25 protein-coding genes are annotated in these 26,724 nt (G+C 68.2%); 15 read left to right on the forward strand and 10 right to left on the reverse strand.

Features of this window, described 5'->3' with window-relative positions:
* Nucleotides 1-94 precede the first annotated feature (94 nt).
* The gene (locus HNO80_RS14235) at nucleotides 95-1,183 is read left to right on the forward strand and encodes a Gfo/Idh/MocA family protein (RefSeq protein WP_175323508.1); all 1,089 of its coding nucleotides are present in this window, start codon (nucleotides 95-97) and stop codon (nucleotides 1,181-1,183) included.
* A gap of 179 nt (nucleotides 1,184-1,362) precedes the next feature.
* Here HNO80_RS14235 and ald read toward each other — a convergent pair whose 3' ends face one another.
* Entirely contained in the window at nucleotides 1,363-2,481 is a 1,119-nt protein-coding gene (ald, locus tag HNO80_RS14240; RefSeq protein ID WP_175323509.1) for an alanine dehydrogenase, read from the reverse strand.
* Between the two features lie 244 nt (nucleotides 2,482-2,725).
* Here ald and HNO80_RS14245 point away from each other — a divergent pair, with 244 nt between their 5' ends.
* Entirely contained in the window at nucleotides 2,726-3,946 is a 1,221-nt protein-coding gene (locus HNO80_RS14245) for a PucR family transcriptional regulator (protein ID WP_175323510.1), read from the forward strand.
* A gap of 10 nt (nucleotides 3,947-3,956) precedes the next feature.
* Here the strand turns inward: HNO80_RS14245 and HNO80_RS14250 are convergent, their stop codons facing one another.
* The 3 genes from HNO80_RS14250 to ptsP all read right to left on the reverse strand — a co-directional run bounded on the left by HNO80_RS14250 (nucleotide 3,957) and on the right by ptsP (nucleotide 6,447).
* A complete protein-coding gene (locus tag HNO80_RS14250) occupies nucleotides 3,957-4,199 on the reverse strand; it encodes a hypothetical protein (RefSeq protein WP_175323511.1) in 243 nt (80 codons plus the stop codon).
* Between the two features lie 74 nt (nucleotides 4,200-4,273).
* Nucleotides 4,274-4,720 carry a helix-turn-helix domain-containing protein gene (locus HNO80_RS14255; RefSeq protein WP_249777355.1) on the reverse strand — a complete coding sequence of 149 codons (447 nt, stop codon included), beginning with the start codon at nucleotides 4,718-4,720 and terminating at the stop codon, nucleotides 4,274-4,276.
* Between the two features lie 41 nt (nucleotides 4,721-4,761).
* A complete protein-coding gene (gene ptsP / locus HNO80_RS14260; protein WP_175323512.1) occupies nucleotides 4,762-6,447 on the reverse strand; it encodes a phosphoenolpyruvate--protein phosphotransferase in 1,686 nt (561 codons plus the stop codon).
* A 176-nt stretch (nucleotides 6,448-6,623) separates the two neighbouring features.
* Here ptsP and HNO80_RS14265 point away from each other — a divergent pair, with 176 nt between their 5' ends.
* From HNO80_RS14265 to HNO80_RS14275, 3 genes are read left to right on the forward strand one after another with little or no spacing between them, the layout of a single operon-like run.
* A complete protein-coding gene (locus tag HNO80_RS14265) occupies nucleotides 6,624-7,352 on the forward strand; it encodes a TetR/AcrR family transcriptional regulator (RefSeq protein WP_175323513.1) in 729 nt (242 codons plus the stop codon).
* Between the two features lie 58 nt (nucleotides 7,353-7,410).
* Nucleotides 7,411-9,420: a PTS mannitol transporter subunit IICBA gene (locus tag HNO80_RS14270; protein ID WP_175323514.1), complete on the forward strand. Its 2,010-nt coding sequence runs from the start codon at nucleotides 7,411-7,413 to the stop codon at nucleotides 9,418-9,420.
* On the forward strand, nucleotides 9,420-10,568 hold the full coding sequence (locus tag HNO80_RS14275; RefSeq protein ID WP_175323515.1) for a mannitol-1-phosphate 5-dehydrogenase: 1,149 nt from the start codon (nucleotides 9,420-9,422) through the stop codon (nucleotides 10,566-10,568). Before HNO80_RS14270 ends, HNO80_RS14275 begins: the two co-directional genes overlap by 1 nt.
* A gap of 95 nt (nucleotides 10,569-10,663) precedes the next feature.
* On the opposite strand, the gene HNO80_RS14280 is transcribed toward HNO80_RS14275, so the two are convergent.
* Complete coding sequence (locus HNO80_RS14280; RefSeq protein WP_175323516.1) at nucleotides 10,664-12,130, reverse strand: amino acid permease; 1,467 nt, start codon at nucleotides 12,128-12,130, stop codon at nucleotides 10,664-10,666.
* 126 nt (nucleotides 12,131-12,256) lie between these two features.
* Here HNO80_RS14280 and HNO80_RS14285 point away from each other — a divergent pair, with 126 nt between their 5' ends.
* The 3 genes from HNO80_RS14285 (at nucleotide 12,257) to HNO80_RS14295 (ending at nucleotide 14,623) form a co-directional block, all read left to right on the forward strand.
* A complete protein-coding gene (locus HNO80_RS14285) occupies nucleotides 12,257-12,778 on the forward strand; it encodes a GNAT family N-acetyltransferase (RefSeq protein ID WP_349627360.1) in 522 nt (173 codons plus the stop codon).
* Between the two features lie 68 nt (nucleotides 12,779-12,846).
* Nucleotides 12,847-13,332, forward strand: a complete 486-nt coding sequence (locus HNO80_RS14290) for a MarR family winged helix-turn-helix transcriptional regulator (RefSeq protein WP_175323517.1) — start codon at nucleotides 12,847-12,849, stop codon at nucleotides 13,330-13,332.
* A 64-nt stretch (nucleotides 13,333-13,396) separates the two neighbouring features.
* Entirely contained in the window at nucleotides 13,397-14,623 is a 1,227-nt protein-coding gene (locus HNO80_RS14295; protein ID WP_175323518.1) for an MFS transporter, read from the forward strand.
* 95 nt (nucleotides 14,624-14,718) lie between these two features.
* Here the strand turns inward: HNO80_RS14295 and HNO80_RS14300 are convergent, their stop codons facing one another.
* The 3 genes from HNO80_RS14300 to rraA all read right to left on the reverse strand — a co-directional run bounded on the left by HNO80_RS14300 (nucleotide 14,719) and on the right by rraA (nucleotide 18,673).
* A complete protein-coding gene (locus tag HNO80_RS14300; RefSeq protein ID WP_175323519.1) occupies nucleotides 14,719-16,158 on the reverse strand; it encodes a sugar porter family MFS transporter in 1,440 nt (479 codons plus the stop codon).
* A gap of 262 nt (nucleotides 16,159-16,420) precedes the next feature.
* Entirely contained in the window at nucleotides 16,421-18,073 is a 1,653-nt protein-coding gene (locus HNO80_RS14305; protein ID WP_175323520.1) for an MDR family MFS transporter, read from the reverse strand.
* Nucleotides 18,074-18,187: 114 nt separating this feature from the next.
* Nucleotides 18,188-18,673: a ribonuclease E activity regulator RraA gene (gene rraA / locus HNO80_RS14310; protein ID WP_349627361.1), complete on the reverse strand. Its 486-nt coding sequence runs from the start codon at nucleotides 18,671-18,673 to the stop codon at nucleotides 18,188-18,190.
* A gap of 104 nt (nucleotides 18,674-18,777) precedes the next feature.
* Between rraA and HNO80_RS14315 the strand changes: the two genes are divergently transcribed.
* From HNO80_RS14315 to HNO80_RS14335, 5 genes are all read left to right on the forward strand, one after another.
* Entirely contained in the window at nucleotides 18,778-20,043 is a 1,266-nt protein-coding gene (locus tag HNO80_RS14315) for an MFS transporter (protein WP_175323522.1), read from the forward strand.
* 127 nt (nucleotides 20,044-20,170) lie between these two features.
* Entirely contained in the window at nucleotides 20,171-20,767 is a 597-nt protein-coding gene (locus HNO80_RS14320) for a TetR/AcrR family transcriptional regulator (protein WP_175323523.1), read from the forward strand.
* 236 nt (nucleotides 20,768-21,003) lie between these two features.
* The gene (locus HNO80_RS14325) at nucleotides 21,004-22,212 is read left to right on the forward strand and encodes an NAD(P)-dependent malic enzyme (protein WP_175323545.1); all 1,209 of its coding nucleotides are present in this window, start codon (nucleotides 21,004-21,006) and stop codon (nucleotides 22,210-22,212) included.
* Between the two features lie 68 nt (nucleotides 22,213-22,280).
* On the forward strand, nucleotides 22,281-22,781 hold the full coding sequence (locus HNO80_RS14330; RefSeq protein ID WP_175323524.1) for a DUF456 domain-containing protein: 501 nt from the start codon (nucleotides 22,281-22,283) through the stop codon (nucleotides 22,779-22,781).
* Nucleotides 22,782-22,823: 42 nt separating this feature from the next.
* Nucleotides 22,824-23,789, forward strand: coding sequence for a hypothetical protein (locus tag HNO80_RS14335; RefSeq protein ID WP_175323525.1), 966 nt, complete (start codon nucleotides 22,824-22,826; stop codon nucleotides 23,787-23,789).
* A gap of 25 nt (nucleotides 23,790-23,814) precedes the next feature.
* On the opposite strand, the gene HNO80_RS14340 is transcribed toward HNO80_RS14335, so the two are convergent.
* Nucleotides 23,815-24,468, reverse strand: a complete 654-nt coding sequence (locus HNO80_RS14340) for a LysE family translocator (RefSeq protein ID WP_175323526.1) — start codon at nucleotides 24,466-24,468, stop codon at nucleotides 23,815-23,817.
* Nucleotides 24,469-24,572: 104 nt separating this feature from the next.
* Between HNO80_RS14340 and HNO80_RS14345 the strand changes: the two genes are divergently transcribed.
* Nucleotides 24,573-25,028: an Lrp/AsnC family transcriptional regulator gene (locus tag HNO80_RS14345; protein ID WP_175323527.1), complete on the forward strand. Its 456-nt coding sequence runs from the start codon at nucleotides 24,573-24,575 to the stop codon at nucleotides 25,026-25,028.
* 9 nt (nucleotides 25,029-25,037) lie between these two features.
* On the opposite strand, the gene HNO80_RS14350 is transcribed toward HNO80_RS14345, so the two are convergent.
* Nucleotides 25,038-25,496, reverse strand: coding sequence for an Lrp/AsnC family transcriptional regulator (locus HNO80_RS14350; RefSeq protein WP_175323546.1), 459 nt, complete (start codon nucleotides 25,494-25,496; stop codon nucleotides 25,038-25,040).
* 330 nt (nucleotides 25,497-25,826) lie between these two features.
* Here HNO80_RS14350 and gluQRS point away from each other — a divergent pair, with 330 nt between their 5' ends.
* The gene (gene gluQRS / locus HNO80_RS14355) at nucleotides 25,827-26,723 is read left to right on the forward strand and encodes a tRNA glutamyl-Q(34) synthetase GluQRS (protein WP_175323528.1); all 897 of its coding nucleotides are present in this window, start codon (nucleotides 25,827-25,829) and stop codon (nucleotides 26,721-26,723) included.
* Nucleotide 26,724: the final 1 nt, after the last annotated feature.

The following is a 26,724-nucleotide window of genomic DNA, read 5'->3' on the forward strand; positions in this document are numbered from 1 at the left end:
GCGGCTTTTCGGGCGGCGCTCCCTCACTTCGTGGGGGGAGCGTCGCCCGAATTGTTGCCGGACCTGAGGGAGCGTCGGCGGGTAGCGTGGTGCCATGACCTCCGATCCCGCCCGCTCCGCCCCCGTCGCACCGCCTGAACCGGCCCCGATCCGCACCGCAGTCGCCGGCTTCGGCCTCTCCGGCAGCGTGTTCCATGCGCCGCTGATCGCGGCCAACCCGGCCTTTTTCCTCGACGTCATTGCCACCTCCGACGCGGGCCGGAAGGCGGCGGGCGCCGCGGCCTACCCGTCGGCCAGGATAGTCGACACCCCGGCCGCCATCCTCGAACTCGCCGGCGGGCTGGACCTGCTGGTGCTGGGGACGCCGCCGGCCACCCACTACCCGCTGGCCAAAGCCGCGCTGGAGGCCGGGCTCGACGTCGTCGTTGACAAGCCCTTCACGGTGCGCAGCGCCGAGGGCCAGGAGCTGATGGAACTCGCGGCACGGCTGGGCCGGGTGCTCACCGTCTTCCAGAACCGGCGCTGGGACGGGGATTTCCTGACCGTGCGCGCCCTGCTGGAGAGCGGCGTCCTGGGCACGGTCACGCGCTTCGAATCACGCTTCGAGCGCTGGGCGCCTAATGTCACGAAAGCGTGGAAGGCGGCGGCCACCCCCGACGACGGCGGCGGGGTGCTGTTCGACCTCGGCACGCACCTGCTGGACCAGGCGCTCGAGCTCTTCGGCCCGGCCGCCGTCATCCACGCGGAACTGGCGGCCCGGCGCCCCGGGGAACGGGCGGACGACGACGTTTTTGTGGCCCTGCGGCATGATTCCGGGGTGACGAGCCACCTCTCGATGAACCTGCTGTGCGCCCAGCAGGGGCCGCGCTACCGCCTGCTGGGCAGCGAAGGCGGCTTCACCAAACACGGCGTGGACCCGCAGGAGCCCTATCTCGCCGCCGGCGGGAGTCCGCTCGACGCAGACTACGGCGTGGAGGACCGCGAGTGGGCCGGCCTGCTGGGCCGCGACGGCCACCTGGACCGCCTGCCCACCGAGCGCGGCGCCTACCCGGAGTTCTACCGGATCCTGGCCGAGAAAATCATCGACGGCGGCACGTCCTCGGCCCTGCCGCTCCCGGTGGATCCCGCCGGGCCGGTGGAAGTGCTGAAATTAATCGAAAAGGCGCGGGAACTGGCCGCGTAGAGGGCTTAACGCACGCAACGCTGGACGACAGACATCCGGCAGCGTGCGTCAAAGCGACGAAGGGGGCCCACACCGTTCGGGTTCCCTGGCCGAGCTTGCGAGGCGAGGGGAACGATGGGGAGCAGCACGCAGAGGATGTGTGTCGTCCAGCGCAGCAGGACGATGCCGGGATCGGTTGGTTACGCGGAGACCAGCTGGTGCCAGTCGGCGACGAGGGGCAGATTGTGTGCCTCGGAAACCGAGCGGTGCGCGACCTGGCCGGCGGCGATGTTGAGGCCGGCAGCGAGGGCGGCGTCGCGCTCAAACGCGGCCTTGACACCCAGGTTGGCCAGCGAGACCGCGTAGCGCAGCGTGACGTTGGTCAGGGCGTAGGTGGACGTGTTCGGCACGGCGCCGGGCATGTTGGCGACGCAGTAGAAGATCGTGTTGTGGACCTTGTACGTCGGTTCCTGGTGCGTGGTGGGGTGCGTGTCCTCGAAGCAGCCGCCCTGGTCCACGGCGATGTCCACCAGCACGGAGCCGGGCTTCATCCGGGAGACGAGCTCGTTGGTGACCAGCTTCGGGGCCTTGGCGCCGGGGATCAGCACGGAACCGATCACGAGGTCGGCGTCGACCACGGACTTCTCGATCTCGTAGGCGTTGGAGGCAACCGTCTTCAGGCGGCCCTGGTACTGGGCGTCGAGCTCGCGCAGGCGGTTGATGTTGATGTCCAGGATGGTGACGTCGGCGCCGAGGCCCAGGGCCATGGCGGCTGCGTTGGTGCCGGCCACGCCGGCGCCCAGGACAACGACCTTGGCCGGGCGGACGCCCGGGACGCCGCCGAGCAGCACGCCTTTGCCGCCGGCCGGAGCCATCAGCGAGGTGGCGCCGACCTGAACGGACAGGCGGCCGGCAACCTCGGACATCGGGGCCAGCAGCGGCAGCGCACGGCCCTCCTGCACGGTCTCGTAGGCGATGGCGGTGACGCCGGAGTTGATGAGCTCCTGGGTCAGTTCCGGCTCGGCGGCCAGGTGCAGGTAGGTGAAGAGGATCAGGCCCTTGCGGAAGCGGTGGTATTCGGCCTTGACCGGTTCCTTGACCTTCATGACCATGTCGGCCCGGGACCACACGTCGTCGGCCTCGGTGACGATCTCGGCACCGGCAATGGCGTATTCCTCGTCGGTGATGCCGGAGCCCAGGCCTGCGCCGCGCTCGACCAGGACGGTGTGGCCGTGGTGGCGGAATTCGTGCACGCCGGCGGCCGTGATGGCGACGCGGAATTCGTTGTTCTTGATTTCTTTGGGGACGCCGATGATCATTTTTGGGCTCCAGGGGTGGTGGCCGTGCGGGCCGGGTGTGCAGGGGAAGTCGTGATTCCAGAATAGGACCGGCTGTGAGGCAGGCGACAGGGCCGCCGGTCCCGCCCCGCGCCCCGCCCCCGTATTTCCGGGGATTAACAAAAGCCCGGCTCGACAGCTGTCGAGTCAGGAAACGTCAGGTGTCGCCTCTTGTCCGTCGCCGTTCCGTTCGGCGCCGGGACCCGCGGGGCAGTAATGTGGCAGCATGCAGCAGCAGGACGTAGAGCAGCTCGTCGAGCGCGTGGCCCTCCGGCTCGGGCGCGGGCTCTCGCTCGAAGACCTCGACGGCGTCCTGCTCGCCTACAGCTCCAACCAGTCCCACGCGGACCGGGTCCGGGTGAACTTCCTGCTCAGCAAGCGCGTTGCGGTGGACGTCAGCGCCTGGCAGCTCTCGCACGGCATCGCGACGGCGGTGCGGCCCGTCGTGGTGCCGGCCAACGAGGAACTGGGCATGCTGGGGCGCGTCTGTGTCCCGTTGCTGGTCCGCGGATTCCGGGTCGGCTACCTCTGGGTCCAGCTCGACGCCGAGGAGCCCACCGCGGGCACCGTCCTGGCCCAGTTGCCGGAGGTGGCGCGCGAGCTGGAGGAGCTCTCCGCCCTGCTGCTGGACTCGAACACCGCCGAGTCCGAGTTCCGCCGCCGGCGCGAACAGGAGTTCCTCGCCGCCTGCCGGGGCGAGGCGAACGCCGTCGCCGCCGTCGCAGGCTGGAAGGAAGTGCAGGGCCGCGGGCCGTGGCAGCTGGTGACCGTCCTCGACGCCGATGGCTGGGCCGAGGGCTCGGACCCGATCGCCTCCACACTGATCCACCGGTCCGCGGCGCTGCAGGCCACCATCGGCGTGGACGCGGCGCTGTTCAGCGCGGGAACCGAGACGCACGCCGTCGTGCTGTTCAAGGAATCCACCGGACGGGCCGACCACGCCCAGGTGCTGGTCCACTACCAGCTGGAACTGGCCAAACGCGCAGGCCGCCCGGTCCGCCGGATCATCCTCGGCACCTCCGAGGGCTTCTCCCGGCCCCGCGAACTGGCCGAGGCGTACCGGCAGTCCCGGCAGGCGGCGCAGGCCGCGGCCGTGGACCCCCAGCTGGGCGAACTGGTGGACTGCCGCGCCACCGGCCTCTACCAGTTGCTGGCCTCGGCGGGCGGCGGGGCCGGAGCGTGGGCGGATGCGGGCTCGGTGTACTTCCGGATGCTGGAGGACCACGACCGGAACGGTGAACTGCTGCCGGTGCTGGAGCTTTTCTACGACAATGACAGCTCGGTCCAGGAGGTGGCGGCCAAGCTGCACCTGCACCGGAGCAGCATCTACAACCGGCTCGGCAGGATCCGCCAAGTGTTGGGCGTTGATCCGCTCAAGGGAATGGTCCGACTGGAACTGCACGCGGCGCTGAAGGCGCGGCGCTGGGCCGAAAGGCCAAGGATCTAGGCGCCGGGGGTCAGCGTTCGTCCCGGAGCGCGGAATTCCGCTCCGGGCCGGGCGCGGCGCCGGGCGCCGTCTCCCGCGCTGTGCGCCTCCGGCGCGATATCCGGCTGTCCGTCCACAGGGCGACAGCTACGAATGCGACGCAGCTGGCCATGAAGGCCGCGGTGTTGTTCAGCCCCATCACCGTTCCGAGGATGCCGGTGAGCACCATGGCGGCGATGCCGGCCAGGATGTGCCACCCTCTGAACTTACCCACAATTCAAGCGTAACCCCGGTCTCTGCCGCGTTTCCGCGCCGGGACGGGATCGTTGTTTGATCCTTATCACGCTGTCACGAAGCATCCGCGCCGCCGCTACCTTTGCTGAGAGCAGAGTCGCCGACGGCCGCGGGTGCCGTATTTTCCGCCGCGGTTTTCTTCTTTTGCGTCTCCAGCCACGCCATGATGTCGGCCAGCCGGATCCGCCGGTGCGTGCCGCGGTACTCTACCGGGATCTCGCCGCGGTCCGTCATGTTCCGCAGGTACGTGTGCGAGATGCCCGCCAGCTCCGCGGCCTTCGAGGTGGTCAGCATCTCCTCCACGCTGCTGACGGTGACCGACTCGCCCCGGCTGAAGCGGCCCAGCAGGTCGACGACGGCATCCCTCGCCGCGGGCGGCAGGCGGTGCACGGTGCCGTCGACGAAGACGGTGATGTCGTTGCTGCCGTTGAGCGCGTACTGGAGTTTTTGTGCGTCCTCGGCCGGGAGCCCGGCGGTCACCCGGGGAGCAATCAGTGTCATGGAGTGCATCCTAGCGCCCCGGGTGCGGGCTCACGCTCCGGTTACAGGCCCAGTTCTTCCAGTACCGGAAGCTTGGCCCGGACCCAGGCGCGCGCCTCGGTGGCGCTCGGGGCGGAAAGGGCCAGCTTGGCCAGCTCCTGAGCCTCGGCCAGGGTCACCGTCTTCAGCACCGCTGCCACGGCCGCGATGGAACGCGCCGTCATCGACAGGGTGGTGACGCCCAGCCCGGTCAGCACGACGGCGAGGGCCGGATCCGCCGCGGCCTCACCGCAGACGCCCACCGGTTTGCCGTGGCCTTCGGCGGCGGAACCTTCGACCGTCAGGCCCACGAGCCGGAGCACGGCCGGCTGCCACGGGGTGTTCAGCGCGGCGAGCGGGCCCAACTGCCGGTCCGCGGCCATGGCGTACTGGGTCAGGTCGTTGGTGCCCAGGCTCGCGAAGGACACTTCCCGGAGGATGGCCTCCGCGGTCAGCGCCGCGGAGGGCACCTCCACCATGACGCCGGGGGTCTTGATCCCGGCGGCGGCGCACAGGGACGCGAAACGTGCGGCTTCCTCCGCCGTCGAAATCATCGGTGCCATTACCCAGACGTCCGCCTCGGATTCCTGCTCCGCCCGGGCGATGGCCTGCAGCTGGCGTTCCAGCACGCCCGGGGTGGTGAAGTCGGTCCGGTAGCCGCGGACGCCGAGGGCAGGGTTGGGCTCGGTGGCGTCGGTCAGGAACGGAAGCGGCTTGTCCGCGCCGGCGTCGAGGGTGCGGAGCACCACCTTCTTGCCGGGGAAGGCGTCGAAGACGCCCTTGTAGGCGGCGGCCTGCTCTTCCACGGAGGGTTCGGTGTCCCGTTCGAGGAAGCAGAACTCGGTCCGGAACAGGCCCACGCCCTGGGCGTTGAGCCCGGCGGCGGCCACGGCGTCCTTGCCGCCTCCGACGTTGGCCAGGAGCGGCACGAGGTGGCCGTCCGCCGTCGTGCCGGTACCGTCAAAGTCCGCCAGCAGCGACGCGGTCGCGGCCCAATGCTCCGCGGCGGCGCGCTGGGCGGCGTCCGGTTCCGCCGTGATGGTCCCGGCGGCGCCGTCGACGTAGACCTCCGTGCCGTCCGGCAGGGCGTCGACGCCGGCGGCAGCGACGACGGCGGGCAGGCCGAGGGAGCGGGCGATGATCGCGGTGTGCGACTGCGGGCCGCCGCCGGCGGTAAGCAGTGCGAGCACCTTTTCGGGATCGAGCGTGGCCGTGTCCGCCGGAGCCAGGTCCTCCGCAATCAGGATGAACGGGGTGGCGGCGGAGGGGATTCCCGGGGCGGGCACGCCGCGCAGCTCGGCCACGATCCGCGCCCGCACGTCCAGGACGTCGGTGGCCCGCTCGGCCATGTAGCCGCCCAGGTTGTGCAGCATCTCCGAGACGGACGCGCCGGCTTCCCAGATGGCGCGCTGGTTGGAGGTCCCGCGGCCGATCAGCTTGGCGGCGGACTTCAGCAGCATGGTGTCCGTCGCCATCAGCGCGGTGGCTTCCAGCACGGCCTTGCCGTCGCCGCTGACCGTCTCGGACCGCGCCTTGAGCTCGTCGTGCACGGCCTTCGCCGCCGCCTTTAGCGCCGCCGTGGCCTCCTCGGCGGAGACGCCGGCCGGAAGCTGTTCGCCCGCCGGCGGCTCACTGACCGGTTTCGGCATCTGGCGGATGGTGCCGATGATCCGGCCGGGGCTGACGCCTACTCCTTGGAAGTTCTGCACTGAAAGTCCTCATTCTCTGCCGTGAGCCAGTAAGTCAGTCCAGGTGCCGCCACTGAACCGCTAGATCCTAGATTTCCTGCGGCTGTCTACTACGTCAACCGGCAACTTGCGGTACCTGAAAAAAGTGTATGTGATGCACTTCATATAGCGTTGCTATAGGTGCTAGGGTAGCGGTTATGAGTATCGATGGCCAGTTACCGCCCAAAATCCGGCTGCTGCGTGCAGCTGCCGGATTGCTGGCCAAGTCCGGGGGAGCCGCGGTCTCCACGCGCCAGATCACGCAGCTGGCGGGGGTGACTGCCCCCACCCTCTATCACCACTTCGGTGACAAGGAGGGGCTGTTCGACGCCGTCGTGGCCGCAGGTTTCGAGGAGTACGTGGCCGGCGAACGCGACTTCGCTCCGTCCGGGCAGCCGCTGGAGGACATCCGGCGGATGTGGGACCAGCACGTGCAGTTCGGGCTGAAGCAGCCGGAACTGTACCTCGTCATGTTCGGCAACATCCGCCCCGAGAGCCGTCCCGCCGTCGTGGCCGACGCTGAGGCGCTCATGGAAGAAATGCTGAACAAGGCCGCCGTCGCCGGCCAGCTCAACGTCCCGCCCCGGGAGGCGGCGAGGAGCATCCTGGCTGCCAATGTTGGCGTGACCCTCATGCTGATCACGGAGAAGGCGCCGGAGCGCAACCTCGAACTCTCCGCCATGACCCGCGACGCGATGATCTTTGCGGTGTCCACGGAGCAGGCCCGGGAAGCCGGGCCGGAGGACTCCGGGAAATCCCCGGTGGTGGTAGCGGCCATCGCCCTGAATGCGGCGCTGCAGGCCTCCCACTCGGACCAGCTGTCCAGCTCTGAACTCAAGCTCTTTCTCGAATGGCTTCACCGGATCTCCACCAGCTCCACCAGCTAGCTCGTCGAAAATATCGGACAATCCTGCGGTGCAGCAGGAACCACGGTTAGGAAATCACATGGCAACAGAGACCGTTGCGAAACCCCGGACCAGTATCAGGGTCGGTGTGCAGAAATTTGGCACCTTCCTGTCCGGAATGATCATGCCCAACATCGGCGCCTTCATCGCCTGGGGCATCATTACCGCCTTCTTCATCCCGGCGGGCTTCACCCCCAACGCCGACCTGGCCAAGCTGGTCGGCCCGATGATCACCTACCTGTTGCCGCTCCTGATCGGCTACACCGGCGGGCGCATGGTCTACGGTGTGCGCGGCGGCGTGGTCGGCGCGGCCGCCACCATGGGCGTGATCGTCGGAACGGATATCCCAATGTTCATCGGCGCCATGATCATGGGGCCGCTGACGGCGTGGATCATGGAGAAGATCGAAAGCCTCTGGGAGAACAAGGTCAAGCCCGGCTTCGAGATGCTGATCGACAACTTCACCGCGGGCATCGTCGCTGCCGTCATGGCCATCTTCGGCATGATGGTGATCGGCCCGGTGGTGAAGGCCTTCAGCAACGGCGCCAGCGCCGTCGTCGAGTTCCTGGTCAACAACGGCCTGCTGCCCTTCACGAGCATCTTCATCGAGCCCGCGAAGGTGTTGTTCCTGAACAACGCCGTGAACCACGGGATCCTGACCCCGCTGGGCACCGAACAGGCGCTCGCCCAGGGCAAGTCCATCCTGTTCCTGCTTGAGGCCAACCCCGGCCCGGGCGTGGGCGTCCTGCTCGCCTACATGATCTTCGGCAAGGGCATGGCCAAGGCCTCGGCCCCCGGTGCCGCGCTGATCCAGTTCGTCGGCGGCATCCACGAAATCTACTTCCCGTACGTGCTGATGAAGCCGGTCATCATCCTCGCCGCGATTGGCGGCGGCATGACCGGCATCTTCACCCTCGTCCTGACCGGTGCGGGCCTGCGCTCCCCGGCCGCCCCGGGAAGCATCATCGCGGTCTTCGCCGCGACCCCGCCGGACAGCTACTTTGGCGTGGCCTTGTCCGTGCTGCTGGCCGCGACCGTGTCCTTCCTGATTGCCTCCGTCATCCTCAAGTCCAGCAAGGATGTCGAAGGTGACGAACTTGGCGCCGCGACCACCCGGATGGAAGCCATGAAGGGCAAGAAGAGCTCCGTCCCCTCCGCCCTCGTCGGTGGCGGTGCGGGTGCCGGCGGCGTGGCGGTGCTGGCCGGTCCGGTCAAGAACATCGTCTTCGCCTGCGACGCCGGCATGGGCTCGAGCGCCATGGGCGCCTCGGTGCTGCGGAACAAGATCAAGGCCGCCGGATATCCGGACGTCAAGGTCACCAACTCCGCGATCGCGAACCTGAGCGACACCTACGACGTCGTCATCACGCACCAGGACCTGACCGAACGGGCCAAACCCGCGACGTCCAGCGCCGTCCACGTCTCGGTGGACAACTTCATGAACTCGCCGCGGTACGACGAGATCGTGGAGCTGGTCCGGACCAGCAACGCGCCGGCCGACGCCTCCGGTGCGGCCTTGGACGCAGGGGCTGCGGGTGCGGGCGCTGCGGGCGCCGGCACGGCCGTGGCGTCCGGAGTGGCGGCACCGGAAGCGGAGCCCGAAGCCGAAGCCGGCCCGTCCGGCATCCTGGTGGCTGAGAGCGTGATCCTCAGCGGCACGGCAACCACCCGTGACGCCGCGATCGACGAGGCGGGCCAGCTGCTGCTGGACCGCGGCGCTGTAGACGCCGGCTACCTGGACGCCATGCATGAGCGCGAGGAATCCGTCTCCACCTACATGGGCAGCTACCTCGCGATCCCGCACGGCACCAACGCCGCCAAGGACCACATCATGAAGTCCGCGGTGTCGGTGATCCGCTACCCGAACGGCATCGACTGGAACGGCAAAGAGGTCAAGTTCGTCGTCGGAGTCGCCGGCATCAACAACGAGCACCTCCAGATCCTCTCCTCGATCGCCAAGGTCTTCACCAACAAGGCACAGGTCGCCCAGCTGGAGGCGGCCACCACCGTCGACGAAGTGCTCGACCTGTTCGGAAAGGTAAATTCCTAGTGAAGGCTGTTCATTTCGGAGCCGGGAACATCGGCCGTGGATTCGTCGGACTGCTGCTGCACGAGGCCGGGTATGAGGTGGTGTTCGCGGATGTCGCGGATGCCCTCATCACCCAGCTCGCCGCGGCGGACAGCTACCAGGTCCACGAGGTGGGGGACAGCCCCGCCGTGCGGACGGTGGACAACTTCCGTGCGCTGAACTCCGGCACCCAGGAAGCCGACGTCGTCGCGGAAATCGCGACGGCGGACATCGTCACCACCGCGGTGGGCCCGCACATCCTCAAGTTCGTGGCGCCCGTGATCGCCAAGGGGATCGCGGCACGGGCGGCCGGGCTGGCGCCGCTGCAGGTGATGGCGTGCGAGAACGCGATCAACGCCACCGACATCCTGAAGTCCGAAATTTCCGCCCAATGGGATCCGGCCGCCGGTTCGCTGGACGCCGCCGCCGTGTTCGCCAACACGGCGGTGGACCGGATCGTGCCCAACCAGGAGGCCGGGCAGGGCCTGGACGTCACGGTGGAGACGTTCTACGAGTGGGTCATCGACCGAACCCCGTTCGCGGGCAAGGAACCGGTCATTCCGGGGGCGACCTTCGTGGACGACCTGGCGCCCTACATCGAGCGGAAGCTCTTCACCGTGAACACCGGGCACGCCTCGGCCGCGTACTTCGGATTCGAGGCCGGGCTGGCCAAGATTTCCGAGGCCATGGCGGACCAGGACGTCGCCGCCGATGTGCGTGCGGTGCTCGACGAGACCAAGGAACTGCTGGTGGCCAAGCACGGCTTCAACCGCGAGGAGCAGGAAGCCTACGTGCAGAAGATCCTGGGCCGGTTCTCCAACCCGCACCTTCCGGACACCGTGAACCGGGTGGGGCGGGCACCGCTGCGCAAACTCAGCCGGCACGAGCGCTTCATCGGTCCCGCGGCGGAGCTGGCCGAGCGCGGGATCGTCCCCGAGGCGCTGCTCGGTGCGATCGCCGCCGCGCTGCGCTTCAACGACCCGGCCGACGCCGAGGCCGTGGAGCTGGCGCAGATCCTGAATTCCTCCACCCCGGAAGACGCCACGACGAAGATCACCGGCCTGGACTCGGGGCACCCGCTGTTCCCGGCCGTCTGTGCCCTCGTCGAGGAAGCCAAGGCCGCCGTCTAGCCGGACCCTCCCTCACCTTTCGCGGAAAACGACGGGCCCTCCCTCACAAGATGTGAGGGAGGGCCCGTTATTTAAGCCGGGGATCTGCGGGAGCGTCAGACGCGGCTGGCGGCGGCGGTCTCGCCGTCGGCCATCGCCTTCCATTCGGCCACCCGCGCCTGGTGCAGCGGCGAGCGGCGGACGACGGCGAACGCGGCACCCAGGACCGCGAACCAGAGCGGCGTGACCAGTAGGGCCACGAGGGTGTCCGGCTGCGTGGTCAGCGCCCAGACCAGGAACGCGAAGAACGCGAACACGACCCACACCATCGGGATGCCGCCGGGCATCTTGAACGTCGAGGCCGCGTGCAGCTCCGGCCGGCGCTTCCGGAACACGAGGTAGCTGGCCAGGATGATGCTCCAGACAAACATGAAGCAGACGGCGGACACGGTGGTGACCATGTCGAAGGCCACGCCCACGTCCTTGCCCGCATACAGCAGCGCGACGCCGGCCAGCAGCAGCACGCACGACAGGAACAGCGCGTTCTGCGGGACCTTGCGGCTGGAGAGGCGGCCGAAGAGCTTGGGGGCGTCGCCGTCGTTGGCCAGGCCGTAGACCATCCGGGAGGTGGAGTAGATGCCGGAGTTGGCCGAGGACATCGCGGAGGTCAGCACCACGAGGTTCACCACGGTGGCGGCCATGCCGAGGCCGGCGAGGGAGAACATGGCGATGAACGGGCTCTGGCCGGCCTTGAAGCCGGTCCACGGGGTGACGGACATCAGGATGATGAGGGCGCCCACGTAGAACAGCATGACGCGCAGCGGGATCGCGTTGATGGCGCGGGGCAGGTTGTGCTCCGGGTTCTTGGTCTCGGCCGCGGCCGTGCCCACCAGCTCGATGCCCACGAAGGCGAACACGGCGATCTGGAAACCGGCCACGAAGCCCATGAACTCCTTGGGGAACAGCCCGCCGTGGCTCCACAGGTTACTGAACCCCGCGGTGCCGGCGTTGGACTGGAAGCCGGTGAAGATCATGACCAGGCCCACCGCGATCAGCGCCACGATGGCCACGATCTTGATCAGGGCGAACCAGAATTCCGTCTCGCCGAAGGCCTTGACGGTCGGAAGGTTCAGCAGCAGCAGGATGATGATGGTCGCGATTCCCGGGACCCACAGCTGGATACCGGGCCAGAGCTGCTCGGCGTAGCCCGCAATCGCGATCACGTCCGCCACCCCGGTGACCACCCAGCAGAACCAGTAGGTCCAGCCGGTGAAGAAACCGGCCCAGGGGCCCAGAAGGTCGCCGGCGAAGTCGCTGAAGGACTTGTAGTTCAGGTTGGACAGCAGCAGCTGGCCCATGGCGCGCATCACGAAGAACAGCATGAAGCCGATGATCATGTACACGAAGATCACGGACGGCCCGGCCACCGAGATGGTCTTGCCGGAGCCCATGAAGAGGCCGGTGCCGATGGCGCCGCCGATGGCCAGGAGCTGGATGTGCCGGTTGCTCAACGAGCGTGCAAGGTGGGGCTCGGTGTCCCGGCTGGAGGCAGTTCTCTGCTCCGCGGTTGTCTGTTCGGGCATGTCAACAATCCTTTGTGTGGTCCGCCGAAGGTGACGGCGGTTACAAATCAGCCTTTCCAAAGTACAGCTTCGGAGCGCCGGCGGTCTTGTCGGGTGTCAAGCATTGCGTCATGGCAAGCTGGGCGGGTGACTTCAAATTCGGCCGACCAGGCCGCGCTGCTAACATTCGGCGTCGACGGCGGGACGTTCCGGCTGCGCCCCGCCGCCCGCGCGGACCTGCCCGCCATTCTCCGGCTGCTGGCCGACGACCAGTTGGGCTCCTCGCGCGAGGATGCTGCGGAGCTGGCGCCGTACCAGAGGGCCTTCGACGCGATCGACGCCGATCCGGCCCACCTGCTGGTGGTCGGAGAACTGACACCGGAGCACGGGGCGGGGCCCCGCGTGGTGGCGACCTTCCAGCTCAGCTTCCTGCCCGGGCTGTCCCGGCGCGGCTCGTGGCGTGCCCAGCTCGAGGCCGTGCGGGTCGCCGGCGAACTGCGGGGCCAGGGCGTCGGCGCCGCCATGGTGCAGTGGGCGCTCGGGGAGGCGCGGCGGCGGGGCTGTTCCCTGGTGCAGCTCACCACGGACAAGTCGCGGACGGCGGCGCACCGTTTCTACGAGCGGCTGGGGTTCGCGGCCAGCCATGAGGGCATGAAGCTGCTGCTCTAGCGGCAGCGCAGGCGGCGGCCGACAGCGCCGTTGACTCTTAGGACGCCTAACTGTTAGGCTCCCTAAGTATGAGTGAACACCCGCTGCCGGACGCCGGCCTGCTCGCCCTCTCCCGGGATTTCCGGGAGGCCCTGCGCCACAGCATCTACCTGGTGCGGCGCCTGGACGCCGACGGCGAACTCAGCGCCGCCCAGCTCAGCACGCTCAAGATGCTGCTGGACAGCTCCGAAGGCAGTGCCGAAGCCCGTGGTGAAGCCAATGGCGTGCGGGTGGGTGAAATTGCCCGCAACCTCGGGGTCAAGGTTCCGAGCGCCACCGAGCAGATCATCAAGCTCGAACGCGCCGGGCTGGTCCGGCGTGAGGCGGATCCGGCCGACTCCCGGGCCGTCCGCGTCAAGCTCACCGCCGAGGGCCACGCCGCCGTCGAATCGGCCAACACCCGCCGCAACGCGGTGATGGCAGGGATCCTGGGCTCACTCAGCGATGCGGAACGGCAGGCCCTCGCGGCCGCCATCCCGGTGATCGGCAAGATCAACGAGACCCTGCAGCCCTGACAGCCAGGCCCCTGCCTGCAAGGAACAACGACAGCAAGAACCCACAACCTTAGGAGCGCCCTCCATGGACGGCCAGCTCACGGCCCCCGCGCCGGAAGCAACATCAACCCTTGAGGCCGAAAAAGCCTCGCTACTCAAGCAGCCCAAGGCGGTCTGGGCGACGGCCCTGGCGGCGGTGTTTGCCTTCATGGGGATCGGGCTGGTGGATCCCATCCTGCCTGCCATCGCCAAGAACCTCGACGCCACCCCCAGCCAGGTGTCCCTGCTCTTCACCAGCTATTTCATGGTCACGGCCATCGCCATGCTGATCACCGGCTTCGTCTCCTCCCGGATCGGCGGCAAGCGCACGCTGCTGGCCGGCCTCGCCATCATCGTGGTGTTCGCCTCGCTGTCCGGCCTCTCCGGCAGCGTGACCGAACTGGTCGGCTTCCGTGCCGGCTGGGGGCTGGGCAATGCGCTCTTCGTCGCCACCGCCCTGGCCGTGATCGTCGGCGTCGCCAGCGGGGGCGCCGGGACCGCCATCATCCTCTACGAGGCCGCCCTGGGCCTGGGCATTTCGCTCGGCCCGCTGTTGGGCGCCCTGCTGGGTGGGTGGCAGTGGCGTGCCCCATTCTTCGGCACCGCCGTCCTGATGGCCTCGGCCTTCATCGCGCTGATCGCCCTGCTGCCCAAGACCCCGCTGCCGGAACGGAAGGTCCGGCTCCGGGATCCGCTGCTGGCGCTGGGCCACAAGGGGCTGCGGACGACGGCGGCCAGCGGGCTGTTCTACAACTACGGCTTCTTCACCATCCTCGCCTTCACCCCGTTCATCCTGGGGATGGACGCCTACGGGATCGGCGGCGTGTTCTTCGGCTGGGGTGTCGCCGTCGCCGTCTTCTCGGTGTTCGTGGCTCCCGCGCTGCAGCGCCGCTTCGGGGCTGTCCGGGTGCTGAGCGGCACGCTGGCCCTGCTGCTCCTGGACCTGGCCGGCCTCGGCCTGGCCGCGGGGCATTCGGTGCCCGCCGTCGTCGTCCTCGTGGTGGCCTCCGGCGCCCTGCTGGGGATCAACAACACGATCTACACCGAGCTGGCCATGGGCGTGTCGGACTCGCCCCGGCCCGTGGCCTCGGCCGGGTACAACTTCGTGCGCTGGATGGGCGGCGCGTTGGCGCCGTTCGCCGCTGCGCAGCTGGGTGAGCACTTCGGGCCCCAGGTTCCGTTCTTCGCCGCGGCGGTCGCTATGGCGCTGGCGATCGCTGTGGTGCTCGGCGGACGCCGGTACCTGAGCTCGCACGAGCCGCACCTGGTCTAACCCGCCCCGCCCAAAGCGCGAACGTACACTTGAGGCCCATGTTTCCGCGGAACATGGGCCTCAAGTGTACGTTCGCGCCTCTGTGGCGCGCGGCTCTACTTCTTGGCGGAGCCCTTCGGCACGAACAGCGTTTCCGCGTGCTCCAGCGCCATGCCGTTGGTTTCCGGCACCTTGAACATCACGAAGAAGAACGACGCCGCCGCGAACAAGGCGTACATGGCATAGGTCAGCGGCAGCGAGGCCGCCGCCATCACGGGGAAGCTCAGCGTGATGGCGAAGTTCGCGATCCACTGGGCAGCCGCGGCCAGGCCCAGGGCGCGGGCGCGGATCCGGGAGGGGAAGATTTCACCCAGCAGCACCCAGACGAGCGGGCCCCAGGAGGCGCCGAAGCTGATGACGAAGACGTTGGCGGCCACCAGGGCGGCGGGGCCCCAGGCGCCGGGGAGCGTGATCGCATCGCCGGATCCGGTGGCGGACCCGAAGGCGAAGGCCATGGTCGCCAGCGAGACGGCCATGCCGATCGAGCCTGCCAGCATGATGGGGCGGCGGCCGATCCGGTCCACCAGGGCGATGGCGACCAGGGTGACCAAGATGTTGGTGATCGCGGTGGCCACGGAAATCGTGAGCGAGTCCTTCTCCTGGAAGCCCACCGCCTTCCAGAGCGTCGTGGAGTAGTAGAAGATCACGTTGATGCCGACGAACTGCTGCAGCACCGACAGGATGATGCCGATCCACACCACCGGCTGCAGGCCCAGCGCCTTGCCGCGCAGCGAGCCCTTCTGGCCGGCGAGCTTGTCCTCCTCGATGGCCTTCTTGATGTCACGCAGGTGGCGGTCGGTGTCCTCGTCCGGCGCGATGGATTCGAAGACCTTGAGGGCTTCCTCGTCCTTGCCCTTGAACACGAGGAACCGCGGCGATTCGGGAAGCGTGAAGGCGATCCAGCCGTAGACGACGGCGGGGACGGCGCCGGCGATGAACATCCAGCGCCAGGCCTCGATGCCGAACCACAGGTTCTGGTCGGCGCCGCCGGCGAAGTTGGCGAACAAGGCGTCGGAGAGCAGCGCCGCGAAGATACCGGTGGTGATGGCGAGCTGCTGCAGCGACGCCAGCCGGCCGCGCACGTGGCGCGGCGAAATCTCGGAGATGTAGGCGGGGGCGATCACCGACGCGAGGCCGATTCCCAGGCCCCCGACGAGGCGCCAGAAGATCAGGTCCCAAACGCCGAACGCGAAACCGGTGCCGAAGGCGCTGACCAGGAACAGCAGCGCGCCGAGCTTCATGGCGGGGATGCGGCCGTAGCGGTCCGCGACCTTGCCAGCCAGGTAGGCGCCGGCCGCGCAGCCAAGCAGGGCGACGGCGACGGCGAACCCGGTCACGGCCTCGCTGAGCGCGAATTCTTCCTTGATGGCGTCGACTGCGCCGTTGACGACCGAGGAATCGAAGCCGAAGAGGAAGCCGCCAACGGCGCCCGCCACGGCCAGCCAAATGACCCGCTTGGGGATCTTGGCGACGGTCTGGTCTTGGGTGGTGGTCATGTGGCTCCCTCGGCAATTCGTGGTCAGCGGCTCACGCCGCAACTACCCAGTCTGACACCGGGGATGCCGCGATGCATGTCACAGGGCAGGAAAATGAGAGCAAGCTTACAATTCCGGAGGAGGTGCGCCGCGCCGCCCACCGGCCGCGTCACGCGGAGCAGACTTTCGACGTCGGCGGCCGTGGACCGCCGCGTCCCGGCGGCAAAAAGCGAGGGCAGGCAGTCCAAAAGACTGCCTGCCCTGACGCGTTGCGGCGTGTGTCCTAGTGCGCGGGGACGGCCTCCTTGGCGGCTACCTTCGGGTCCGTGAGCTTCTTGTTCGGCAGCGCGAAACTAATCAGGAAGGCGATGCCGGTGAGCACGGCGGCGGTGAGCATGACGGCGTCGATCGACTGGGCGAATCCTTCAGTGATCGGCCGGGTCAGGCTGGCGTTCGCTGTGTGCAGCCAGCTTGTGTCGTTCAGCGAGTCGTTGCTGGCGCCGTTCTTGAAGAACTCGTAAAGCTTGGCGTTCGCGGGGTCGGCGGCAACGGCCGGGTCCTTGAGCACTTTGAGGTAGTCCGAGTTCTGCGCGGCGGCTTTCATGCCGGTGGCGATCTTGTCCGCCGCGAGGCTGAACAGCATCGAGATGAACACCGCAGTCCCCACGGCGCCGCCCATGGAGCGGAAGAACGCGGCGGAGGAGGTGCCCACGCCCATGTCCTTGGCCGGAACGGAGACCTGCATGGCGAGGGTGAGCGGCTGCATGCAGAAGCCCAGGCCCAGGCCGAAGAACACGGCAATCGCGCCGGGGACCCAGAGCGGCGTATCCACGCCCAGCGAGAGTCCCATGACGACGGCGGCCGCGGTCAGCACTGCGGTGCCCAGGATCGGGAAGATCCGGTAGGTGCCGGACGCCGAAATGGTCCGGCCGGCCGTGATGGACCCGGTGAGGATGCCCACCGTGAAGGTGATCATCATGAGCCCGGCCTCGGTGGGGGTGAGGCCCTTGACCAGCTGGAGGTACATCGGCAGCATCGCGATCGCACCGAACATGCCGACGCCGATGATGAAGTTCAGCAGCGAGGAGAGCCCGAAGGTGATGTTCTGGAACAGCCGGAGGGGGATCAGGGCGTAGTCGCCGGCGCGTTTCTCGGCCAGCAGGAACGCGACGATGCCAATGATGCCGAGTCCGTAGCAGAGGAAGGCGCCGGTGGAGTTCCAGCCCCAGGTCCGGCCCTGTTCGGCGACGAGGAGCAGCGGCACGATCGCCAGGGTGATGGCGGCGGCGCCCCAGTAGTCGATCTTCTGCTTGAGGTGCTTGGCCGGCAGGTGCAGGTACAGGAAGACGACGGCGAGGGCGGCCAGGCCGATCGGGATGTTGATGAAGAAGACCCAGCGCCACCCGTCGAAGCCCAGGATGTTGGCGGAACCGGCAAAGGCGCCGCCGATCACCGGGCCCAGCACGGAGGAGATGCCGAAGACGGACATGAAGTAGCCCTGGAACTTGGCGCGGTCCTTAAGCGCCACGATGTCACCGATGATGGTCAGCGCGAGGGCCAACAGGCCGCCGGCGCCCATGCCCTGGATGCCGCGGGCGATCGCGAGTTCGGTCATCGAGTGGACCGAGCCGGCGTAGAGCGAGCCGGCCAGGAAGATCAGGATCGCGGCGAGGTAGAGCGGCCGCCGGCCGAAGATGTCGCTGAGCTTGCCGTAAAGCGGCGTGCTGACGGTGGAGGTGATCAGGTACGCCGTCGTTGCCCAGGCCTGCAGCGAGAGGCCGTCCAGGTCGTTTGCGATGGTGTAAATCGACGTGGACACGATCGTCTGGTCCAGGGAGGACAGGAACATGCCGAGCATGAGGCCCACCATGACGGTGATGGTCTGACGGTGCGTCAAGACCTCTCCGGGCAGGCGTGAGGACGTGGTTTTGGACATAACCGCTCCAAGGGGAAGTTTTTGGGGTCAAGCAGGAAGGTTGCTTTCAGTAACTATCTTAGGGCCTGCTTTGTTCCCGCCCGCACTGGCTCCCTGGGCGTTGCCGCCCCCCTCTCAGCGTTCCAGCAGGATCCCGTCCGGGTCGCACCAGATCAGCTGGCCGGGTCGGACGGCGACGCCGTCGATCTCCAGCTCCACGTCGGTCTCCCCGGCGCCTGCCTTGGCGCTCTTGCGCGGGTTGCTGCCGAGCGCCTTCACCCCGAGTGCCAGGCCGGCGACCGCCACCCGGTCCCGGATGGCACCGTTGATCACGACGCCGGCCCAGCCGTTCTCGACGGCGCTCGCCGCGATCAGGTCCCCCATCAGCGCGGTGCGCAGCGAGCCGCCGCCATCGACCACCAGGACGGCGCCGTTGCCCGGCGTGCCCAGCGTGGCCTTGACCAGGGCGTTGTCCTCGAAGCAACGGATGGTCCGGACCGGTCCGCTGAAGTGGGTGTGGCCGCCGAGCGACTGGAACTGCAGGGAGATGGAGTCCAGCTCCTCGCCCCGCTCGTCGTAGAGGTCGGCGGTGTTGACGGGGTTTGAGGGTTTGTTTGGCACTGGTTTCTCCTGGGCTGGGTGAATAGGCGGTGGGCGTTGCTGCCCACGATAGTCTGGGCCCACACTGATCATCAGCTTCAGTCATCAGTTCCGGGGGGAACCACATGAGCCTGTCCAATGCCGCCGCGCCCGCCCTTGCCGAGCCGGAGCGCCGTGTCCGCCCGGTCTGGACGGCGGGCGTGGTCCTGGTCAACGTGGGCATCAACGCGGCGTTCTTCGGCCCGCTGCAGGTGCTGCTCGGCCAGCAGGCGGCGGCCTTCAACGAGGGCGAAAAGGAAGCAATCCTGGCCCTCGTGACCGGGGCGGGGGCGGCCGTGTCGCTCGTGGCCAACCCCCTGTTCGGCGCCTTGAGCGACCGGACGGTTGCGCGCCGCGGCCGCCGGGTGCCGTGGGTCCTCTTCGGCGCCATCCTTGGCGCGGCCGCCCTCACGGCGCTCGCCGGCGCCCCGAATGTCGCGGTCATGACCATTCTCTGGTGCCTCGTGCAGGCCGGCTGCAACGGAGCCTACGCCGCCATCACCGCGGCCATCCCGGACCGGGTTCCGGTACCGCAGCGCGGCACCGTGGGAGGGCTCGCCGCAATGGGCCAGACCGTGGGCATCCTGATCGGCGCCGTGATCGCCGCCGTCGTCTCCGGTAACTTCGCGCTCGGCTACGCGTTCTGCGCCGTGGCGCTGCTGGCCGGCGTCGGACTGTATTTCTTCCAGAACGACGACGTCGCGCTGCCGCGGCACGGCCGGCCGCCGTTCAAGCTGGGCGAATTCGCCAGGAGTTTCTGGATCTCCCCGGCCCGGTACCCGGATTTCGCCTGGGCCTGGCTCACCCGCCTGCTCGTGAACATCGGCAACCACATGGTGACGCTGTACCTGCTGTTCTTCCTCACCGACGCCGTGCGGCTGCCCCAGACGCAGGGCATCGAGGCGGAGTTCGGCGTCCTGATCCTCACCGGCCTGTACGCGGTCATGGTGATCATCACGAGTGTGGTCGGCGGCCGACTCAGTGACCGGATGGGCCGGCGCAAACCGCTCGTGATCCTCTCCTCGGCCGTTATCGCGGCGGCCGCGCTGATCCTTGCCTTCGCCCCGACCTGGCCCGGGGCGCTGATCGGCGCCTCGGTGCTGGGCATCGGCTTCGGCTCTTACCTCGCGGTGGACTTCGCCCTGATTACCGAGGTGCTGCCGACGGCGCTTAACCGGGGCAAGGACCTGGGGGTCATCAACATCGCCAATTCGCTGCCGCAGGTGATCGCGCCGCTCATTGCCTATCCCTTTGTGGCGCTCTGGGGTGGGTACGTTTCGCTGTACGTCGCGGCCGCGGTGATCGGGCTGCTCGGCGCTGTCTTCGTGGTCAAGATCAAGGGCGTGGACTAGGCGGTCCGGGGGTCCGTGTGACTGGCAAACGGGCCCATACCGTGCCGTATAGTGGACGGGATCGCCGCGGCAGTGCTGTGGACTAATCCTCCCGGCTGCCGAGAAAAACGACCCCGGAACGCTGCTGATGCCTGAATTCCCTTCGGATCTTCCACCAATGGCCCCGCCGCCCACCCTGCCCCGGCAGCGCCTGCGCTATGCGCGGATCCTCGATGTCGCGGCCGGCTTTGCCCGCAAGGGACTCGACTCCGTGGTTCTCTCCGAGGTGGCGGCCAGGGCTGATGTACCGCTGGGCACCCTGTACCGCTATTTCCCCTCCTCGACGCAGCTGATGCTGGCCCTGTACCGCAAGCAACTCGGCGAGCTGCACCTTGGCGAATGGCCGGCGGGGACCAGGGTCCCGGTCCACGCCCTGGTGGGCGCGGTGATGGAAATCTTCCACATGCGCCTCATGCAGCCCGCGGTAGAGCAATGCCTGACCCGCGCGGTCTACGCGAAAGACACTGACACCACCCGCCTGCTCCGGGACATCGACGCGACGGCGGAGAAGGCAGTGACCGCAGTCAGTGGCGACCCCGCCGTCTCGCGTGTCCTGCTGCTCACCGTCACCGGCCTGGTGCAATCCGTCCGGTGCCGCCGGCTCTCACTCTTCGAGGCCGAGGAGGACCTGAAGAAGGCATGCTCCCTGCTGGCCCGGGGCCGCCAGGCCGCGCAGCTGGTCTAGACCAGTTACCGGAATGTGTCCGGCCGAATCTCCCGCCGGGGACCGCGTTGCTTACCATGGCAGAACCGGAGCGGCGCGAGCGCCAGCACTTCCTGGAGCTTCACCCGCAGGCCCGCCACCCCGGGGCCGCCGCCGGAGTTCCGCCAGACCATCTCGGGCACCCTGTGCCCCAGCAGCCAAGTGCCGTACGTCCACGGTGAGCCCCAGGAGACAACGACGTGTCCATTGAAACGACCATTCCCGCCGATCCCACTGCCCCCGAAGGGGCCGCAGAAGCGCCGGTAGCGGCGCTCAGCGACGAGGAGATCTTCGCCTCCCACCAGGGCGGCAAGCTCTCGATTTCCAGCACCGTCCCTCTCGCCAGCAAGCGCGATCTGTCCATCGCCTACACGCCCGGCGTCGCCCAGGTCAGCCGTGCCATCGCAGCCAACCCTGAACTGGCCAAGACCCTCACCTGGGCCCAGCGCCTCGTGGTCGTGGTCAGCGACGGCACCGCGGTGCTGGGCCTTGGCAACATCGGCGCCAGCGCCTCGCTGCCCGTCATGGAAGGCAAGTCTGCCCTCTTCAAGGCGTTCGGCGACCTCGACTCCATCCCGCTGGTCCTCAACACCACCGACGTCGACGAGATCGTCGAGACGCTGGTCCGGCTGCGGCCCAGCTTCGGCGCGGTTAATCTTGAGGACGTTTCAGCGCCGCGCTGCTTCGAGCTCGAGGAAAAGCTGATCGATGCCCTCGACTGCCCCGTCATGCACGATGACCAGCACGGCACCGCCGTCGTCGTCCTCGCCGCGCTGACCGGTGCTGCGAAGGTGACGTCCCGCGAGCTCACGGGACTCCGCGTGGTGGTTTCCGGCGCCGGTGCTGCCGGGATTGCCGTCGCCGAAATCCTGCTGACCGCCGGAATCGACGACGTCGTGCTGCTGGACTCCCGCGGCGTGATCAACCGGGACCGCGCGGACATCGCCGCGGACCCGGCCAGCAAGAAGGCCCAGCTGGCCGCCCGCAGCAACCCCCGCGGCGTCGCCGGCGGCCCCGGCGAGGCGCTGCTCGGCGCGGACGTGTTCATCGGCGTCTCCTCCTCCCGGCTGGACGAGGAGCACCTGAAGCTGATGAACCACAGCGCGATCGTTTTTGCTCTCTCCAACCCGGATCCCGAAGTGCTGCCGGAGGTCGCGTCCAAGTATGCGGCCGTCGTCGCCACGGGCCGCAGCGATTTCCCCAACCAGATCAACAATGTGCTGGCATTCCCCGGCATCTTCCGCGGCGCCCTCGACGCCGGCGCCCGCCGCATCACTCCGGCGATGAAGCTCGCCGCGGCCCGCGCCATCGCCGACCTGGCCGAGGACGACCTCTCTGCCGACTACATCGTGCCGAGCCCGCTGGACCCGCGCGTGGCCCCGGCCGTGTCGGCGGCCGTCGCCGCGGCGGTGGTGGAGGCGGAGTAACCAACCGCCGCGGCGGTGGTGGAGGCGGAGTAACCAACCGCCGCCGTGGCCAACCCTAAACTGGGGGCATGAACCCCGAGATCATCGTTACCGTCCTCTGTGGGCTCGCCATTCTGGTGGGCGTGGCGGGCATCGTCATCCCTGTGCTTCCCGGAAGCATCCTGATCGGCCTCGGCCTGCTGGCCTGGGCGCTGTGGGGCGGTGCCGGAACCACCGGCTGGGTGGTCTTTGGCGTGGGCCTGGCCTTGGTGCTGGCGGGAATGGCGGCCAGCGCTGTGCTGACCGGCCGCAAACTCAAGGAACACCGCATTCCCAGCCGCAGCGTGGTGACAGGCCTGGTCTTTGGAGTGGTGGGCATGTTCCTCATCCCGGTAGTAGGACTGTTCGTGGGTTTCGCCGCCGGCCTGCTGCTCAGCGAATCCCACCGCACCCGCGATTTCCGGACCGCCATGACCACCAGCTGGGCGGCTTTGAAAGCCACGGGTGTGGGCATGCTGGTGGAGTTCGGTCTGGCCTGCCTTGCCGCGAGCACCTGGGTGATCGGCGTCTGGGTGGCTGCGGCCAGTTAGCCGTTCCGCCGGCTGCCAAGGGCGCACTACTAGCATGGAAGAATGAGCGCCGGACAGTCCCCAGGACCCATCTATCGCGACACCCGCGACCTCACCCCGTTCGGCAGCCCGCAGGTCCGCACGCCGGTGCGGGACATCGCAGACGGCGTCGGCGGCATCCTGCACACCGCCCTGGGCGGCCGGAACGGTGCGCTGCTCAGCGTGGACGGCGCCACACCCCGGCTTAAGCGGATGCCCGGGAAAGCGGCGAAGGCGGTTTACGAGGCGACCTTCCACAACACCGACCCCAACCGGCTGATCGCCTTGGGCCGCGCCTACCCAGGGTGGGCCGGGCTTTGCTACGTGCTGGCCGGCCTCCTGGCGCACAAGCAGGGCGGCTACCTGCGGGCCTCGGAGCTCCTCCAGCGCGGACTCACCACCGGCAACGACGACGACGCCAACCAGTTCGCGTCCGGCTATCTGACCCGCGTGGTCACCCGGGTCGAGGTAGCCGAGCGCATCGAGGTTCCGGTTCTCTTCAGCGAGGAAGCGGTGTTCCTGGCGCTTTCGCACTCCCTGCGGGAGACAGGTCACCTGGAAGCAGCGCTGCAAACCGCAGTCTCGCTTCCGCCGTCGCTGCCCGCGGCCCTGGCCCGGTGCTCTGTGGCGTACTCGCTGGGCCGGGACAAGGAAGTGATGGTCTGGACGGATGGCCTGCTGAATGCCGACGACCTCTCGGCCGCGCTGCTGCTGATCCGCGCCCGGTCACTGCGCCGCCTTGGTGCCGCTACGGCCTCCCAGGCGGCGTTGAAGGAAGTCCTCCGGCGGCGGAAGACCCACCTGGCGCTCCGTAATGATGCCCTCACGGACCGCGCCTTGCTGCTCCTGGATAACGGCCGCAAATCACTGAATCCCCGCGACTGGCTGCGCGGCCGGCCTGCCCAGCTGGGAACCTTCGAGGTCATCCGCAAGGACGTGGAAGAACGCAGGCTTTGGGAACAGGAATGGAAGCAGTTGAACGGGGAATGATCCCGTCCTGGCGGAGGCCGAAGGGCTACTGCCAGGCGATCTGCGCAACCAGCGGCACCAGCTGTTCGCCCAGCAGCACCAGGCCCAGCGCCACCATGATGATTCCGCTGGCCAGCGTCACCCGGCGGGCCGCGCCGGGCCGGGTGTGCAAGAGCTTCCGGGCCAAGAGGGCCACGCAGCTGTAGATCACGGCCACCAGCAGGACAAAGGTAAGGCCCAGCAGGCCGGACTGCAGCGGCACGGACAAGGCGGCGTCGGGGCTGACAAATTGCGGGACCAGGGCAACGAAGAAGAGCAGCCCCTTAGGGTTGATGCCGCTGGTGCCCATGCCCTGCAGGAAGACCCGGAACTGGTTGGCCTGGGCCGGCGCGGTGGCGGTTTGCCCGCCGAAGCTGGCGCCCCGCCAAGAGCGTACCGTGCTGAGGCCCAGCCACAGCAGGTAGCCCGCGCCCGCCACCGTAAGCCAGCTGAGGAGCCCGGGCATGCCCGTGATCACGGCGGCCAGCCCGGCGGCCAGGAGTGCGGTGTGTACGACGTAGCCGCCGCAGAGGCCGGCTACTGCGGGCACGAAACTGCGTTCCTTGAGCCCGGCGGCGATGGAGTAGGCCCAGTCGACGCCCGGTGTGCACGCGAGGGCCACGGCGACGCCGATGAAAGCGAGGAATAGCTGGGGGTTCACGGCGGACTCCTGACGGTGGGTTACAGGAGTAAGCCTAGGAATTTTCGGGCCAGAAGTGCTTACTGATTTCGCCCGAAAAGCCGCGTCGACGGTAAGGTTATTGCGTGATTGACCACATTGACAGAAGTATTTTGCGCAACCTCCGTGAAGACGGCCGGATGACGGCGACGGCACTTGCGGCGAAGGTCGGGCTGACCGTGGCGCCGTGCCACCGAAGGCTTCGCGAGCTGGAGACGTCCGGCGTCATCCGCGGTTACCGCGCCGACATCGATCCGGCCGCCGTCGGGCTGGGCTTCGAAGCGATTGTGTTTGTCACGCTGCGTCAGGTGGACCGCGCCACCATGGAGATCTTCGAGAACCGCGTGGCGGAGAACCCCAACATCGTCGAGGCCCAGCGGCTGTTCGGCGAGCCGGACTATCTGCTCAAGGTCATTGCGGAGGACCTCCCGGCGTACCAGCGCTTTTACGACGCCGAGCTGACCTCGCTGCCCGGCGTCGAGCGTCTGACCTCGACGCTGGTCATGAAGAACCTGAAAGCGAATACCGGCCCGCCGGTCTGACCCGGGCGGTTAGCCTTCCAGCAGCCCCGTGGTCCGGTAGGGGATGACCTCGCGCAGGAACATGCTTGTGGACGTCCGCACAATCCCCGGACACAGCCGGATTTCCTCGGAAACCCGGTAGAGATCGTCTGGGCTCGTCGCCACCACCCGGATCAGCAGGTCGGTGTCGCCTGCGGGCGCATGGCATTCGAGCACCTCCGGGATTTTCCGCAGCGCGGCGATCGCTTCATCCAGGTGGCTTTGGTCCAGTTCGGCGCTCACCGCCGCCGCCACTCCGCGACCCAGTGCGGAGGGCAGCACACGGCTGGTGTTCGGGCGGAGCGCGCCCGACGCCGTCATCCGCTCGAGGCGGGACTGGACAGTTCCACGGGCCAGGCCGAGTTTCTGGGCCAGCAGCATGATGGGGACCCGCGGATCCGCATCCAGGGCCAGGAGGATCCGGCGATCCGTCGAGTCGAGCTGCTGCAATCTGACCACTACCTGCCAATAGTCGAAGCTCCCAATGGTCAATCTGACCAATGGGCGCGGTGTCTGTTGCGCCAACTGTATGACTACTGCTCGAATAGTGGCAACAAGGGATGCGGGCCACCGCCGGCACCCGAAGGCTACAGATCCCCCGGCACACCTCCCGGACCCTGGATGAGGCATCCCGCAAGGAGCCCGCCGCTGATTGACTCTTGTTCACGCATCGTCTTTCCGCACACCCATAACGGCAAGAGCCCCTGAGCCACCGACGTCGGATGTCCGAAGTCATCGGTGGCTGAGGGGCTCTTGTGTTGCGCCGCATAGGCTTGTCCCATGACATCAGCCGGACGCTTCGCCCCCAGCCCCTCCGGCGAGCTGCATGTGGGCAACCTCCGGACGGCCATCCTCGCGTGGCTCTTTGCCCGGTCTACCGGCCGGCGCTTCCTGATGCGGGTTGAGGACCTGGACCGCGCCCGTGCGGGGGCCGAGGCCGAGCAGCTCCGTGATCTGGCGGCGATCGGGGTGGACTGGGACGGCGGCGTCGTCCGTCAGACTGACCGGGAGCACCTCTACGCCGCCGCGATCGACCGGCTGGCCGCGGCCGGGCTGACCTACGAATGCTTCTGTACGCGCCGCGAAATCCAGGAGGCGCCGTCCGCCCCGCACGCCCCGCAGGGCGCGTACCCGGGCACCTGCCGGAACCTGGGCGAGGCCGAGCGTGCCAGCAAACGGGCCGTCCGGCCTGCGGCGGTCCGGCTCCGCGCGGCGGTTGCAGAAGCGACCGTTCAGGACGTGCTGCACGGCAGCTTCACCGGGGTGGTGGACGACTTCGTGCTCCGCCGCAACGACGGGGTCACCGCGTACAACCTGGCCGTGGTGGTGGATGACGCCGCGCAGGGGATCGACCAGGTGGTCCGGGGCGACGACCTGTTGCCATCCACCCCGCGGCAGGCCTACCTGGCCTCCCTTTTAGATATTCCCGCTCCGGAATATGCCCACGTGCCGCTGGTGCTGAACGCCGACGGCGCCCGGCTGGCCAAGCGTGACGGGGCGGTTACGCTCGCCGATCTTGCTGCTTTGGGGGTCGCTGTCGGCGAGGTGCGGGACATGCTCTTGGGCTCCCTGGGCTTGCCTGCGGGATCCTTGGAGCAGGCACTGAGGGTGTTTGATCCCGCGGGCCTGCCGCGGGAGCCGTGGGTGTGGCCGGGGATGGGTGGCCCCGCCGCGTAGG

Origin of the sequence: Arthrobacter sp. C9C5 (assembly GCF_013359735.1) — a bacterium.
GTDB lineage: Bacteria > Actinomycetota > Actinomycetes > Actinomycetales > Micrococcaceae > Arthrobacter.